Below are 15,827 nucleotides of genomic sequence, written 5' to 3' on the forward strand. Positions count from 1 at the left end.
TTTGTCTGAATGTATTTGTTGTTAATTCTGAACATATCTATAAAAATTCTCTCCTGACTGTTTTTGTAAACTATTTTCATCCAACGATTTTAGTTTTTTACGCTTGATTTGCCCTAATTAAGCATAAGGTAAGCTGAATTCATTTTTTCTAAAAGCGCTAAAAACAGTGTCAGATTAATAAGTTGTTTGTAAGTTTTTTGTATTTTTTGCTAAGCTTGCTCTGGTTGCTTGCATCTTTTTTGAACATTTCAACACTTAGCCTTAAGTAAACTTTATTTATCATTATGTTTGTTTAAGTGAGTATGCAGCACTACTTTTAAATAGGTCTGGATGAAATCCTAGTGCAATAATATCGGGAAGTAATTATGCAAAAGCCTTATCAAATTACCTTTACCATAATGCTCGCTTTAGCTCTGACTGGTTGTGCAACCATTATGGGCTTTATTTTCGAAGATAAAAAAGTAGAAATGTTTGCAGCTGAAACAGACCCAATAAAAATTCAAGAATATCTTGAATGGTCTGTTAATCGCCTTAATGAAGAAGATGAAGATAGTCCCGATCTATTGGCTAGGTTGATGCCGATTGCTGTTACGCAAGCTAATAATATTGATCTGTTTGATGCTGAACCTAGTTTGTATAGTGCACTAACAGACAGTCTTGTGAATATCGCCAAAGATGGTGTGCAGACGACTGATCAAGAAGAGTGGGAAGAAGATGGGTTTCCTTATGATGTCACGATAGATTATTTAAGGGCTTCTGCTGCTTACAATTTGGGAAAACTTGATGGCGATACGATAGCATCTCAACTTCTAGTGATATTACGTAAAGTAGATTCACCAGGAGTGCAAACTGTCGTCATTAAATCCATGTTGGATAGAGTAGACAGCTATCGTGTTACCCCTGAAATACAGGCACAAGCTGTGACGGCCTTATCCAGTGTCGATGTGGCAAATTTAGCAGAAGACACACCATTGAGTCAGCTTGTTTACGCACTAGAAAATAAGCTTGTAACACTTGCTATAATCAACCGAGTGTTAGCGAAAAAAGATATCTACCAATTATCGGTTCGTAATTTAAATTACATCTTAGATGTGAATGAAGGTTTGTTTATTCATCACTTAGACAACCCAGGCAGTATTAATAAATCTGAGTTGATTAAAAACTCTCGTTTACTCAGTTCTTTAGTGTTACCAAGGCAAGCCCAATATGATGGCGTTTTACCTAAGTTCACTAGTATTCAATTAAGAGCTCAAAGATTACTTTTGCAATATGTTCCAGGGCTTTATTACTACAGCATGTATGAAAATGCGCCTATTAGTGATTATAGTTTGGGCCAATTGATGGCGAGTCTGGCGTTTTTAGATAGACATGATGACTATGCGACAAAGGCAAAAGGAAAGTTGGTCGCAAAAGGGGATGATGAACATTTATTCTTTAATCATCACCAGGTGATGAACGCAGAAATCTATGCAACAACTAAGCTACGAGCGAAAGAATTAGTTTTTACTAGTTTGCAAAAAAGGGTAGAAACACGTCCTTATGCATACATAGATTTTATCTATTCATTTTTATATCTAAATTACCCTGATGAGTTTGCCGCCTATTTAATCAAAGCCGTTGATGTTAAATATAGGAATGCGAACCTTGATCAGCTCCAGCATTATTATGGATTACGTTTATCAAAAGATTCAGCAGTAACAGCCAAGCACAAAGCGCAAATAGTAGACAAAATTTCTGCTAAACAGTTATCAAGAAGCTTGGCTTACAATGATAGTGAGTTTAAGCGCTATACAGATAAAGTTATGCCTGTATTTGTGGCAAATCAGCCTTTAGCCTTATTAAAAGGTCTGACTTCTCGTAATCAGAATGTGAAAAAACAAGCAGGTATTTCACATCTTGTTAATTACTATATTTCGGCACTTGAAAAGCAAGCGATAGTTAATCGAAAAATATATTTAGCGCCAGCAGGACGAATCATCGCGCTAAGAAAAGAGTCGGATACTAAAAAAATATTTGGCAGCCTAATGGCATTACCTTTATCCGAAACCAGTAGTATGTTCGAACAATATGCGTTTTCTGATTCTCGTACCAGCTTAGCAAGTGATTATTTATTCTTAGGTAATTATCTTACTAAACATAAAACGGGCTTAACGCCAAATTATGCGAGCCGATATGCCAAGTTATTTAGCTCAGGCGTTAGACAAGCTAAAAGTGAAGATGCCTCTTTGCATGCTGGGCAACAAGGGATTGCGAATCTAAGCTCGGACGCAGATCTACAACAAATTAAAGCGGCGTTATCGGGTCGTTTTAAGAAAATCAGTTTTTAAGCAGGGAGAATTGTTATGAAGATGAATACGTTTTATGCCAGTTTAACCTTGCTTTTAGCTTATGGACAAACCGTAATAGCGGATGAAGTAGAAGAGTATGATTTTTCGTATAAATCAGGCTATTCGGTTACACATTATGAAACTGATCTTGCTTTGCTGCCACAGTTTGATGTGACGGCGGATACCGGTGAAGTTTTGTTTGATCGTCGTGATGGGTTAGCTGCTAAAGTAAGTGTTAATCAGAGCATCGAGTCAGTTAAGCAAACCGCTGTGGCTTACTCTGCAAGCAAAACAATGACATGGCAAGCTAATTACTTGCCACAGCCAAACACAAGCAAACTCAATAAGCTTTATACATTTTCCGTTAAAAATGAACGTATCCCTGTTTATTATGATGGACAAAAGCATGTGTTAAATCGCGTTGTGCTCCAAGATGAAAACGGACAAGTTTATTTCACCGCGAAATATGGTACGACAGCAAATGCTAAGCTGCATTTCCCTGCAAGTAAGTTGCAATACAAACTGACTAGTTTAAATGGCAGTATGCAATCAGATGGCAAATTGATCTATAAAAAGAGTAATCCATTTACCGCTGCTAAAACTGGTTACAAGGTCAGGATTTCTCTTAATAACAAGGTGAATGAAAGTTTTGTTATTGCTCCATCCCTAAGGCTAAATGGCTCTCATTCGGCAAACTTATCTACACCAAATGCTAAAAATGGCAATCATGGTAGTGATGGCCGTGGCGGAACAAGTTATTCTAGTAGTGCGTTATCAAGTGTGGCTGGTGCGTTTGCTGGTGGTAGCGGACGAGACGGTAACAATGGTGGTGATGGTCGTCGAGGTGGCGATGGTGGTGATGGATATGATGCGAAAGATGTTGGCAGCATTAATGTGACAATTAAACCCTTTAACTCTCCCTTCTACCAACAACCGTTAAAGGATTATACCTATAAATCTAGACAAGGTTCTGACCACTTACTATTTGAACAAACCCAAAAACTTTACATCGCAGCGGTAGGTGGTAGAGGTGGTAAAGGGGGAAATGGTGGTGATGGCGGTAATGGCGGTAATGGTGAGTCGGGATCCGCGGGCACCAAAGGTAATAATGCAAGTGAGTACAGCAGTGCAGGAAGTGGAGGTACTGGTGGTGACGGCGGTGACGGCGGTGACGGAGCTCGCGGAGGAAGTGCAGGCGACGGCGGTAACGGTGGTGATGGCGGTCGAATTCAAGTCACATTATTTGGTCCAACCAGTTTTCAGGCTAATGCCCGCAGCTACTTTAGCGCTAAAGTAGGCGGTGGTTCTGGAGGCAGTTCTGGCCAGCCGGGCTCTGGTGGGTCAGGTGGTAGCCGAGGTGGCGCGGGGCCTGGTGGCCCTGGTGGTAGTTCATACTACAACCCAAATTGTACGATAGATTATTCAACAGGTTATTCAAGCTGTAACCCAATTAGTCGATCAGCAGGTTACCAAGGTAGCTCAGGCTCTTACGGTCGCTCTGGTTCATCAGGTTCGTCTGGTTCTTCAGGCTCATCAGGCTCTTACGGCTCTAGCGGTAATATTAGCTTTTATGCATCTGGGAATTGATTGAATCATGCATAAAGAAGCAAATGATGTGGCAATAAAAGTTACAGATTTAGACAGATATTATCTTATCGATGGAAAGCAGTCGGCGATTTATAAAAACCTCACTTTGGAGGCAAAGGCAGGTGAGGTTACTTTAATTATGGGAGCCTCAGGTAGTGGGAAGTCCTCGCTTTTAAGACAGATAGCTTTATTGGATAACATACCTAAAGGTGACATTTTTTATGGTCATCAATCTGTCGCCACTTTAAGCAAGGCTAAAAAGGCTAAGATTAGAGCGAAAAACTTGGGTTTTATTTTTCAGTCTTTTGCGCTTATTCCAGAGTTTAGTGTGCTAGAAAATTGTGCTTTGCCGCTTTTAATGAATGGTAGTAAACGTACAGAAGCGAATCATAAGGCGAAGGATTATATAAAACGTTTTATGAATGATATTGATCCGGATAAAAAGCCAAATGAGTTATCAGGAGGAGAGCAACAAAGAGTTGCCATCATTAGAGCTTTGATCCATGAGCCTAGTGTCGTGATTGCAGATGAGCCAACAGGGAATTTAGACGAGATTAATGCTGAGTTTATTAAGTCAGAGTTAAAGCGAATTGCCAAAAGTTTAGGCAGTGCCGTCATTATTGTTAGTCATGATAAAAGTTTTATTGAAAGTGCTGACGCTTATTATCAGTTAGATGCTTGCCCTAATGGATTAAGTAAGTCTCTATTAACAAGGTATAAATGAGTGCGGTTAGATATCAAGTTGCTGCTTGCTTGGCGATTTTTTAAAGGGCCATTATTTAGCTTTTTTATACTCTTTGCCTTTGTTTCCTGCTGTATTTTTAGCTTTTTTTTAATTACTGATAGTTATGAGAAACAGGTTGAAGAACGTTTTGCTAGTAAACAGCCTCATTTCACTTTGAGTTTGGAGGGTGGTGTTTCTAGTTGGTCTGATTATAAAGCATCAGGTGAACTAGAAAATTTAAAGCGGAGCTTGCAAGATGAAGGCAGTATTTTAAGTGTAAGTGAATTTACTAAGGTAACTAAATGGCTAAGGTTAAAAGCAGCTACTGCGCAGCAAAGTGGTTTTGAGTCGGCTCAAGAGTACGATAAATTTAGCTCAGGTAATGTAACCCTAATTGGTTTAGAAAGGCATTTTCCAAGTGTGATTCCATTAACTGAGCTTAATTATTACGATGCTGGGGCCTATAAATTTAAAATTACTAATCTTGAGTTTGCTGCCGATTGGTTAATGAATCCGAGTTTAGTGTTACCCAATGCCGTGTTAGATGCGAGCTTTTTTGCTCCCATAAGCCAAGAAGTCAGTATTAAATCAGTAGGGCATGGCTATCAAGGAAAAATTAAAGCCTTTATAAATGATTATAACGACGAATCCATCTTATATATGGGGATTGATCAGATAGCGGCATGGCTTGATGACGATGACTTAAAAGAAGAGGGCCTTTACCTTCGTATCTTAGATAGTCGCGATATTGAGCAGAGTAAAAATGTGATTACAACTTTATTGGCCAAGACTGGTGAAAATTGGACTGTAACAACTTGGTTAGATGAGAAAAGTAAGCAAAAAAGTATTTTGTTGATGACGAAGCTTCTAGGTTATAGCTTGATCAGTGTATTGGTATTTGCCTTGATTCTTATATTGGGACTTAATCAGGCGAATGTCTTCATTAAAAAAGCTAAGTCATTGAATATACTTTATATGACAGGCTATTTACTGACACTACCTCTGGTTGTAACTAGCTTTTTCGTTGGTCTATTAGGACTTTTATTGGCTTATTTGGTGACTTTTACTTGGCTAAAACCCATGATTCTACAGGTGTTTTCTGTCTCAACGACTTTACACCAAGGTATGTCTTGGGGAGTGTGTATTACGGTACTTTTGTTGATTAACTTACTTAATTTGATCGGTATGAAGAATAGGTTAGGGTATTAATGTTTAATCGAAATTTTAGACTTGTTAGCAGTATTATCTTGGCAATAGGCCTTGTGGGCTGCAATACAGTTGAAGAAAAGCCATCAGGTCCGACTAATATTTTTGATGAACTTGAATTAAAAGTATCGGAAGCTAAGGCGGCTAAATCTAATAGTTCTAGTTGGTCTGACCCTAGCGTTAAAGACATTAGATTAGTTGGCCCTATTTACCAGACAGGTTTTGAAAAAAGGTCACCTGCTACCAAAGCGCTGACAAAAGTACTGCAATACATAGAAAATAACCCCTCTAAATTGTCTCAATTAACAAAACGCTCTTTAAATGACCAGTTCTCTGATTATCAGGTGAGTGATTTTGTACTAGGAGATAATGAATTTAGTTATATACCCGCTGTTTTTAATGTAGGTTATGGTGATGAAGCTGACTTAAATGCCGTGCTTAATATCGTTTTAGAGCCAAATGGCCCTGCTGAAATGGGGTTTTATATTGATGCTCAAGCTTGGCAAAAAGACATTATCAGTTTACAAGGCTATAAAACGATCAAGTCAGAAGGTAAAGATCGTAATTCTACTTGGTATCATTATAAGTTAAATCTCGAAGGGCAAGACAGTAAGGCTAAAGTCGATGCACTTTTGCGTATGGCTCTTTATGCAATTGGTTCAGATATTCGTGAGTTTGCGAGTATTGATCGCGATGCGGTTATGAAGTTTAACGATAAAGATTATGTTGTAGAGCGAGCCAATGGCGATACTTTCGCTTTTATCTACCAAGATAGAGTTAAGCTTATTGAAAAGGATATACAACGAAAAATAGATGGGTTAGATAAAGAAAGAATTCTTAACAATACTGCCAATGCGCGAAGCCTTTTTATTGATGCTAATGAAAGTTATGCCACAGTAAACACGCTAACAGATTATGTAAGCCAAGTTTCTCTTATATCCCTTAAAAACTCAAACCAAGTTAGGTCCCTATGGGAAAGTAAGCAATGGGATGAGTTTGCAAAAGCGGCATACTTTTTACCTAAAATAGACCTTACTCTTATTCTGACTGATAAAAACTTAATTCTAAAACAAGGTAATCTTGTTAAGTTTAAAAAAGACGCTACAAGCATAAGCTCTTTGAATGTGTTAGAAGCGAGAGAAAAAGCCTTTTATGTTAATAGCGGTGTTGCCTACTCCCTTGATCTTAAAAGTTATCAAGAAAAAGCACTAAACACATTGGGTAAACTGTCTCTATTGGCTGCAAGCCAAGACGGTAAAAGCCTTTATAGTTTGTCAGAAGAGACAAAGCTCTCTTATTTCGACGCTAAGAATCAGCGCTTAATTAAACTTAAAGAATCAATTGAGTTAACGGGTATGCAGGTCTGTTCAGCGGGTAAAAAACTCTTATATTGGCATAAAAATAAAGCGTATCTGTACGAAAACCAAACTCAAACACACCACCTTATCCAGTTTGCCTCAGACCTTGATGAAGACTTAATTGCAGCAACCTGCGCTGTGTCTGAAAATAAGCTCTTATTCATGACAGAGTCTGGAGGAATAAGACAAATTGACACAGAGACCTATCAAGAAATTACCCAATTTGCTGGAAGCTATGATGCCTATGACAAGCTAAATTCTGGCTACGTTCTTCATTATTTGACTGATAGCGAGTTTGTTTATGGTGGTAAAAATGACCTTAGAATTAGGCCCACTACCACAGAAGCTGAAATTAGACGTGTTTATCAAAAGCGCTTAGAGCGTATTGAAAGTGCACGCTCATGGTTAGATAAATCATCGATTAAACAGTTGGTCTTTGCTGAGTCTATCTCTGCAAGTGACTTAGATCTATACCAAAGTCTATTCAATGAGCAAGTTGTCACACAGTCACAAAAAAGTGCTTATCTTAACTTTATTAATGAAGAGCAGGCAGATCCTTTACTTGTAGCTAATAAACCCAGTTTATTTAATGCTTTGAGTGGTGGTATAGAGGTGACGCAAGACGGCAATATTATGCTTGTAAAACAAAACGAAGTTGATTCATCTCGCTTTTTTACGACGTCTCAGCCTAACTGGGAGCATTTAGGCTTTCAGGTGGATACCCTTTTTCTTGGGACACAAGGCTTTGAGTCTAAAGTCTATCGTCAGTTAGATAATGCGCAATTGACGGCAGATATCGTGAATATGGATTTAGGAAATGACGATTGGTTACTGACTAGTCTTACTAATGGTGAAATATCGTTCGAGTCTTTGTCATCAGAGTTTGAATTTAATGAAACTTTTGATGCTCACAAGGGTGCTGTGACTGCTACAGCGATGACACAAGACAGAAAGAAACTCGCCACCGCAGGCCGAGATGGTTTGATTAAAATTTGGCAGATAAATATACCGGCTAAAGAAGATGAGTCATGGATCAACTTAGAAAAAGAGCTAAAAGGATATGCGGGCCATGTGCTAGACCTTGAGTTTGTTGATGATGAGACTTTGTTATCAACGGGGACAGATCAGACGATAAAACTTTGGGAATTAAGTTTTGAAGGTACTGTGAAAAATGAAATGTTAGGTCATACAGATAGTGTCAAATTTGCTAAGTATGACGCTTCGATTCATAAAGTGGTTTCTGCTAGTGATGATGCCAGTGTCAGAGTATGGGATATAGATAAGGCTGAACAGGTTAAATCTTTTAAAGGGAGTAAAGGCGGGGTTGTTAGTTATCATCTCGGTTCTAACCGACTTGCTTATGTAAAGGGAGAGCAAATCATAGTTAAAAATATTGTCAGTGGCGATACCTTGGGCCGTATTGCAATTGAACAAATGCCAATAGGGTTAGCTCTTGGGGTAAATGGCCTTGTTAGCTATCTTATTTACCAAGACAAAGTGGCTGTCCACAAGGTGGCAACAGGTGAGCTGATTAATGATATTCAGCTGGCCAACGTAAAGAATATTAAACAAGTTTTTACCAGCTTTAATGATCATGATTTATATATAGTGACAGACCAAGAGGCTTACATGCTGAATATGGGCCGATATGCTTTATATGGAATTGAAGATGCTAATTAATAAGAAATCTGTGCTTGCATGTTTAGCTGCTGTATCTTGCTACCTAAGTCCAGCATTAACTTTGCAGGCTGCCGAGATTCAAGATGAAAAACCTGATTGGGCTAAAAGTAATTATAGAGCTGACTCGGGTTTGGATTTTATTGGTTTATCACAGCTATGGGTATCTGGTCTTGCTCAAGCTGAAGCAAAATCTATTACCGAAGCCTGTACTAATGGGCTAGGTAAAGTCTCCGAATTTTTTAGTGTTGAAATTGCATCAAAAAGCTCATCATCTCAAGTGGTGGTGGATGATGAGTTTCAAGGGCAGTTTAGTGTTAAGACTGATAAATTAAGTCGAATTAATCTCACAGGCATTAGTGTAACGGCTTCTTATTCAGAGCGGGTAGAAAAGGGCGATTATATACAATCATACTGTCTTTATCGTTTAACTCGTGCTCAGGTTAATGAAATTAAAAGGGATTTAGCGAAAGAGGCCGCTGAAATTCAGACACTTATTCGCCAATTTGGTGCAGAGTTAAACTCAGGCAATATAGCCCAAGCCAAAATACAATTGGCTTTATTAAAAGGAAAAAAAAATGTATCTCCTGTACTTATACAGGAGTTGGATGCTTTACTAGTTGAGTTTATAAAGAACAATATCGCGATAGATTTAGTGTTTGGCCAATACGCTTTTAGCGCTAACGATATTCTCTCTGTGCAGCTTAGGTCTAATCAAAATGTCTTTGTTTATTTGTTTGTTGATGATGGGCAATATACAAATATGATTTTGCCAAGCCCTGCTTATGGCTTTAATCTGATTAAGCAAGATGTTGCTCTGACAGTACCAACATTGGAGCAAAAGAAAAAAGGAAACATTTTTAAACTGGCTAAATCTCATCAGGGTAAAAAAGAGCCGAAGGTTTATTTAGTCGCTTCAAAGCAAAGGCTGCAAACAGGTTTTGCTAAACCTGCTTTTAATCGCTTTTTAGTGAATGATACATCCAAGTTTAGTGACTTTTTGGCCAGTTGTAGGCTAATTCAAGATTGTATAGTGAATCAATACCCTTTGATATTGGATCAAACGACATCTGATTTTAGTATTCAGTCCTATGCACTCTTTGTAAATCGCCAGCCTTATGATGATCTTAGCCAAAATGTTAAAGCTACCCTTATCGAGCAAGGTTTTAAATTTGATGATAAAGGGCTTAATTTAAAGTTCTTTATTAATCATAAAAAGGTTTTTTCAAATAAATTGGAAGCGGATTTGTTTGTGGCTGAATTAAGGCTGGTTTCAGATGTAAATTCACAAAAAAAGACACTGTTAAAAATGCGCTTTAATAGTCTATATGATGAGAGTCGTACTGACTTTTATATTGAGAGCATGCTTAAAAAGGCCACAAAAAAACTGATGAGTAAGGTGGAAGCAGGTGAAGTATCCTATTAATTTAGTATTAATAGGTTTGGTACTAAGTTGCTTCAATATTAACTTGGCAAATGCAGATAATGAGGCGGTTGAAAGCTTATTAAGTGAAGAGCTCCCTATAAATGCAATTGAATGGGTAAGTATTACTATTAAGGGTAATACTTGGCCTGAACTTATAGGGCCAACTTTAAACCTTGGTGATGACTTTAGCTTTATTCCCGCGTTGCATTCTTTGCCAAGTGACTTTTCTATGATGAAAACAGAGGTGACTTGTACTCAAATGTTAGCGGGTGAAGGCTTATCTTCATTTAGAAAAGTAGAAATAGCTAATTTGTGTGAATATGGTATGGATGAGCCTGTTACTGGTGTCGCATTTCATGAAGCAAATGATTTCTGTAACGCTTTAGATGCTAGTTTACCGACTGAGAGCCAATGGGTTTATGCGGCAAGTCAGGTAACAAATGACTGGTTAACGCGATATGGCATGATTAATTATTTACATTCTGAAGAGCCGCAAAACGAATTACTGAGTTATTTTGCGGCTTATAAAGAGGATGCCTATGAGACAAGTGAAGGGCCACTGGGCCTACTTGGGTTATATGCAAGTGTTTGGGAAATAACGCAAAGTATTTGGGGCAAGAACAATCGTGCCTATGTAATAAAGGGCGGTGCTTTTGATCTGGTTAATAAACCTTGGTTGATGCACCCATACTTAAAAGCGGCTTATAACGAAAATGATGTGGTCAATCAAAATGTTGGTTTTAGATGTGTTAAACCCTGACGTAGATTTTATCTATATAGATAACTTTAAAGGAGAGCGTGATGCTTAGCTTTAACTATCGATTAAAAAGTCGTTGCTTTAGCGCCATTTTAACGACGCTTATGGCGAGTTTATGTATAACGGCTAACTCGGCAAGCCTTGCTAACCAAGGGCTTAGTGAAAGCATTGATCATTATTCAAGTATCAATTATCAGGTGAGAAATAGCGCTCAACGTCAGTTAACTTATGCTAAGCCTGGTACGCAGACTACGATCCTAACCTTGTTAGAGTCGAAAAATAGCCTACAGCTCAAGCAAGGTATCAAGGCTTTCCAGCCATTGTTTCAATCAGTTCAGAAACAGCAGAATTATCAGAATTTAAAGAAAGCTTTTATTGATCAAAATGGTGTTGAAAGACAAGCAGATTTAACGAATGAGCTTAATGAGTTAGATCAAGAGGTAAGTGCTCTATCAACCCAAGTAAATAATGAAAAAGACGTAAATAAAAAAGCGAAATTAAATAGCGAACTGGGTAAATTAAAGCAAGAACAAAGGAACCTTGAAAAAGCAATAAAAGGTATTAAGCGAAAACAGAATAGCCTGACATCTTTGCCTGTTTATGACCTTTCTCAAGTGTTTGCTCACGCTTATAAGAAAAACTTCTTTTTGGTAGATAGTGAATCTTTATACCTAGTCAATGTGAAGGTGACAAGAGCTCGATATCAAGATAGTTTGAGTGGCAAAAGTTTGTCTGTAAATGAGCTAGATTATCGTATAGACAGCCAGATTACGCTGGCGTCACCTAATAAGTTTTCACGTCAAGATCGCTCAGTGCTTAAGCTAACTTATCATCAAGATACCTTGATGCATTTTAGTTATAGACAGCAAGAAGGTGTATTAAGTCATTTAGAAGACGCGGCCTTGTCTGAATTCGCGCGGTTGCTTAAGAGTACGCCGTTAGAACCTAAGGAGTTATCTTTTAAAGGTGAAACCTTAACAAACCTGTATCTTTGGTCGAATGCTGATCAAGAGAAAACGTTAGAGGTTAGCTATAAAGAAACAGGTAAACGTAAAAACTTGATTCAAGTGAAGGTCAGTGCGCAAACAAACGTATTTGACCCTAAGCAATCTTCTACTGCACTTGAAAAACACATAGGTGTGCTTGCTGTGGCAAAAGGCCAGCGCTTAGTTGAACTGAAGAAAATACAAACCATTAATGGCAAAAAAGACATAGGTTGGGATCAAGATATTCGTAATGGCATCATAAAGCTGGGGCCAGAAACCATTTTTGTTTCTAAAGAAGATTATTATGGTTATGAAGGCTTATGGTATCTCGCAAGCTGGATGAGTCGTAATAATATTAAGTTAAAACGTATCTTTTTGATTAATGGTACAGAACCCATTTCTTTAACCGCCAAATTAACAAAAGCGGGTGAGGTTGAGATATCGAAAGCAGGCAATGCGCTCTATCAGTTCAGTGTCGATTCAAATGGATTCGTTACAAATTTATTCTTTACCCCATCTAAACAAATGTTAACGCTAGTGAGTAAAGAAACAAAATCAACTAAGGCAAATAAAGCCAAAATTAAACAATACATGCAGAACAATAAGATAATTTTATTATGAATAAATTGATCTATTTAAGCCTTATTTCAAGCCTACTTCTTGGTTGTGCAAGTCAAGATACGGAAGATACATCCGCTGAGACAAGTTTAGAGCAGAGCTTTGAGCAGGACTTATATGTGGACCTGTTTGATGAGGAAGAAGAGGAGCTAGATTACGAAGCTTATTTCTTTGACTCTAAAGGGCAGCGCTTTTTAGAAAAGAATAGTTCTTTTAGTAAGCTAGATACATTAATTGAGAGACTAATAGAGCAAGCATTTGCTCAAGCAAGTACTCGTATGGCTAATGCTTATGGTGAGTTAGATGTTGCTTTAGAAGTAAGTGGTGGAGGCAGCTATCGTAATGACGTCATTACAGCATCTGAGCAATACATAGTTTCCAACCCCTTACTTAGCTTGAGAGCGCAAGAGGAAGAAGTCGATCAAGTATTAGGAAAAATCCTAAAACAGGAACTGGACCCTTTCTTTGCAACGTCTGACGGTGACTTTGGCGAGACAGCTGAGGTATCTGACTTGGTGCTATATGTATTGGCTGAAGAAAAGGAAGAGACTCTAGACCTTAAAGTCAGTGCCTTAAGTAAGTCTGGTCAAGTATTGGGCGTCGCTAAATCAGAACTTCCCTTAAGAGAGAAGGTGACCCAAGCTAACCGTTTTTCTTTTGTTGAAGTACCTTTTAGCGAGAGTAGTGGTGGTCGTGAATTTCAAATCATGAGCTACCCTGTGAGCGTGAATGAGATGTTTGGATCAGGTTCAACATCCATTGCAGTGACAGATGTTAGTTTAGAGCAGGCAAGTAATTACTGTTATGAAAACGATTTACGTTTGTCGTCACCCTATGTTTTTGAATTTGCTCGCCGTGATTTACAAATTAATCGACCGGCTGGCAATGCCTATGAAGAGATCATTGCGGCTGTTGATTATGAAGATATCGACGAGCCATTTTATCGAGAAGAAGACAGATTAGAACTAGAAGATGATGATATGGCAAATACCTTTCTGGCTTTTAACTGGAACACAGAACGTTACACAATAGTGTCAAATAGTTATAGCTCTAGAAATATGACGTTTCGTTGTTTTAAACAATAAAAGTCTTATAAAAGGTACGTATGTGTCATGATATTAAATCAGTATTTTAGGAGCCTTGTGAATGCGTAAATATCTAATAAACATGAGTCTTTGCCTTGTGTTGTTATTTACTCAATCAGCTTATGCAGCGAATAATATAGCGATTGCTGAGTTTGTAAATAATATTCGAGGGTCATTTAATATGCTCGTCGCAAAAGAGTTTGTTCCTGGCTCTAAGCGACTTAAAAAGACACGTAAAATGATTAAAAAAGGCTATAACAATGAAATCCGCAATATGCAGATTCTACTATCTGGACTGGATCTCGTTGCTAACATTCGTACCGCCAACCCCAAGCTGCTACCTCAGTTTGCAATTCAAGAAAAAGAGGTGGGTAAAACGTTAGATAATGTTGTCGTCTCTTTAACAAGTATTATAAAAACGCGTATTGATGCCAGTAATCAGTTGGCTTCAACACAAATTGATAATTCAGGGGCAGAAATTGAGCTTATTGATGAAGAATTTGATGAAGATGATATCGGTTCAGATATTGATTTAGATGATAATCTAATTGAAATATCAGACGAATCTATTGAGATAGATAATGAAAGGCTAAATTTAGATGATGTAGCTAAACAAGCTTACATTGATATAGCCATTCAATATGTGCCTCAGTTTGCAGGTAAAGAAGTGACTTGGTATGCGGGTGATAAATCCGAAAAAATTCAATTAGGAAAGGGGATGTCGTTAAAACATGCGTTTGTTCCTTATTCACGACAAGGGCTCATCCAGCCATATCCGCTGCATTCAATCTTTGCGACCTCTTTTCTACCTGACCGAAAAGGGGTGCTTCATGTGATGCGCATGTATATTATTCTCATGGTGAATGAAGCAGAACACGGTTCTGTCCGAGTTGCTACCAGGGAAATACCAACCTTTAGATGGGATAGGAACCCTTACTTTATCGCCGCTGCAACTGGAACTGTTTTGAAGAAGATATTTACCAGTACCTTAGGTCAAAAAGTAGATAGCTTTTAACGATAAGGATAAAGCTGGTGCTAGAACATTCAATTCAGTTGCTTAAAATTTTAAGCAGGGGGCAATCAAAATTTATCCGTTTAGCTCTTTTGAGTTTGCCCCTAATACTGATAATTGTATTTTATAGCTTTTTCATTACTCAAAACTTGGTAGATGCTTTTGAAAAGCATATGCACAAAAGCTACTTTGGTGTGTTTGGTGATCTACAACTAGTATCAACCTCAGGATTACTAGAAGAAGTTTATAATGCACCTGAACTCAAACATCTTAATCGTTCCTACCGTATCTCTACTCAGTCTGTTTTATTATTTGAAGCTGATAAAAAAGACGTTCTAAAAGGCGTCAAACTTCTTGCTTATGAAACGGATTACCTTATTAATAAATTTAACTCAGAGAGTGATCTTAGGGGCTACCAATCTGGTTCAATCATTTTAAGTGCAGTCGTATTTAACCAGCTTGATGCGGGAAACTATCAGATAAAAAGCATCTTTAACCCTTTGACTAAGTCATCAGCTAATTTTAATCAGCAGATGAAATTAGATTTTGGCTTTTTAGGCAGTGAACCCATTGTCGTCATGAGTTTAGTTGATTTACAAAAGCTATTTTCAAACAATAAGCGTGAGGATAATGCTGATGGAAAGCTTAGCTACAATCAGATCGAATTTAAAGGTTTGAATGAACAAGATATAGCGCTTGTTAAGCATGTTGCAAGTAGCGCTTTAACACTGGGTTTGGCTAATGATTATCAATTGATTAATCAAAAAGCGCTGACGCAAGAATCCCGTCTTATTTTTGCTCGCATTAATTATTTTAAAGCGGCATTCTTTTTTATTCTTATATCCATTAGTTTTGCGATTTATTTGATGGCGCTGAAATTGTTACTGAATACTAAGAGAGAGGCCCTTACTATTCTGCAATGCTTAGGTGTTTCAAATACTCGCATTGTGATGACATTAGTATTATTAATCTTTGTGGTGACTTGTTTATGCTTATTCTTAGCTCAACAGTTGGCTTTGTTATCAACGGCTGAATTCATTAAGTTTGTTGGTATAACGCTTTAG

11 protein-coding genes are annotated in these 15,827 nt (G+C 37.8%); all 11 read left to right on the forward strand.

The genetic code is table 11. From position 1 onward, the window contains the following. Nucleotides 1–365 precede the first annotated feature (365 nt). Nucleotides 366–2,327 carry a hypothetical protein gene (locus TW85_RS11170; RefSeq protein ID WP_046017194.1) on the forward strand — a complete coding sequence of 654 codons (1,962 nt, stop codon included), beginning with the start codon at nt 366–368 and terminating at the stop codon, nt 2,325–2,327. A 15-nt stretch (nt 2,328–2,342) separates the two neighbouring features. After that, on the forward strand, nt 2,343–3,914 hold the full coding sequence (locus TW85_RS11175) for a hypothetical protein (protein ID WP_046017195.1): 1,572 nt from the start codon (nt 2,343–2,345) through the stop codon (nt 3,912–3,914). 7 nt (nt 3,915–3,921) lie between these two features. Beyond that, complete coding sequence (locus tag TW85_RS11180) at nt 3,922–4,638, forward strand: ABC transporter ATP-binding protein (protein WP_046017196.1); 717 nt, start codon at nt 3,922–3,924, stop codon at nt 4,636–4,638. Continuing rightward, complete coding sequence (locus TW85_RS11185; protein WP_046017197.1) at nt 4,639–5,847, forward strand: hypothetical protein; 1,209 nt, start codon at nt 4,639–4,641, stop codon at nt 5,845–5,847. Beyond that, nucleotides 5,847–8,882 (forward strand): hypothetical protein, encoded by a 3,036-nt coding sequence (locus tag TW85_RS11190; RefSeq protein WP_046017198.1) that lies wholly within the window; start codon nt 5,847–5,849, stop codon nt 8,880–8,882. Before TW85_RS11185 ends, TW85_RS11190 begins: the two co-directional genes overlap by 1 nt. Further along, nucleotides 8,872–10,305, forward strand: coding sequence for a hypothetical protein (locus TW85_RS11195; protein WP_046017199.1), 1,434 nt, complete (start codon nt 8,872–8,874; stop codon nt 10,303–10,305). Before TW85_RS11190 ends, TW85_RS11195 begins: the two co-directional genes overlap by 11 nt. Continuing rightward, nucleotides 10,289–11,065, forward strand: coding sequence for an SUMF1/EgtB/PvdO family nonheme iron enzyme (locus tag TW85_RS11200; RefSeq protein WP_046017200.1), 777 nt, complete (start codon nt 10,289–10,291; stop codon nt 11,063–11,065). The genes TW85_RS11195 and TW85_RS11200 overlap by 17 nt, the downstream gene beginning before the upstream one ends. Before the next feature lie 41 nt (nt 11,066–11,106). Continuing rightward, the gene (locus TW85_RS11205; protein ID WP_046017201.1) at nt 11,107–12,669 is read left to right on the forward strand and encodes a hypothetical protein; all 1,563 of its coding nucleotides are present in this window, start codon (nt 11,107–11,109) and stop codon (nt 12,667–12,669) included. Beyond that, nucleotides 12,666–13,751, forward strand: a complete 1,086-nt coding sequence (locus tag TW85_RS11210; protein ID WP_046017202.1) for a hypothetical protein — start codon at nt 12,666–12,668, stop codon at nt 13,749–13,751. Before TW85_RS11205 ends, TW85_RS11210 begins: the two co-directional genes overlap by 4 nt. Before the next feature lie 61 nt (nt 13,752–13,812). Next, nucleotides 13,813–14,766 (forward strand): hypothetical protein, encoded by a 954-nt coding sequence (locus tag TW85_RS11215; protein WP_046017203.1) that lies wholly within the window; start codon nt 13,813–13,815, stop codon nt 14,764–14,766. A gap of 170 nt (nt 14,767–14,936) precedes the next feature. Next, a complete protein-coding gene (locus TW85_RS11220; protein ID WP_157196932.1) occupies nt 14,937–15,827 on the forward strand; it encodes a hypothetical protein in 891 nt (296 codons plus the stop codon).

The sequence above is a fragment of the Marinomonas sp. S3726 genome, assembly GCF_000967665.1.
In the GTDB taxonomy this organism is placed as follows: domain Bacteria; phylum Pseudomonadota; class Gammaproteobacteria; order Pseudomonadales; family Marinomonadaceae; genus Marinomonas.

Excerpts from the sequence above, each read along its gene's own strand:
- TW85_RS11170 (WP_046017194.1), top strand. The coding sequence starts at position 366 with ATGCAAAAGCCTTATCAAATTACCTTTACCATAATGCTCGCTTTAGCT.
- TW85_RS11175 (WP_046017195.1), top strand. The coding sequence starts at position 2,343 with ATGAAGATGAATACGTTTTATGCCAGTTTAACCTTGCTTTTAGCTTAT.
- TW85_RS11180 (WP_046017196.1), top strand. The coding sequence starts at position 3,922 with ATGCATAAAGAAGCAAATGATGTGGCAATAAAAGTTACAGATTTAGAC.
- TW85_RS11190 (WP_046017198.1), top strand. The coding sequence starts at position 5,847 with ATGTTTAATCGAAATTTTAGACTTGTTAGCAGTATTATCTTGGCAATA.
- TW85_RS11195 (WP_046017199.1), top strand. The coding sequence starts at position 8,872 with ATGCTAATTAATAAGAAATCTGTGCTTGCATGTTTAGCTGCTGTATCT.
- TW85_RS11205 (WP_046017201.1), top strand. The coding sequence starts at position 11,107 with ATGCTTAGCTTTAACTATCGATTAAAAAGTCGTTGCTTTAGCGCCATT.
- TW85_RS11210 (WP_046017202.1), top strand. The coding sequence starts at position 12,666 with ATGAATAAATTGATCTATTTAAGCCTTATTTCAAGCCTACTTCTTGGT.
- TW85_RS11215 (WP_046017203.1), top strand. The coding sequence starts at position 13,813 with ATGCGTAAATATCTAATAAACATGAGTCTTTGCCTTGTGTTGTTATTT.
- TW85_RS11220 (WP_157196932.1), top strand. The coding sequence starts at position 14,937 with ATGCACAAAAGCTACTTTGGTGTGTTTGGTGATCTACAACTAGTATCA.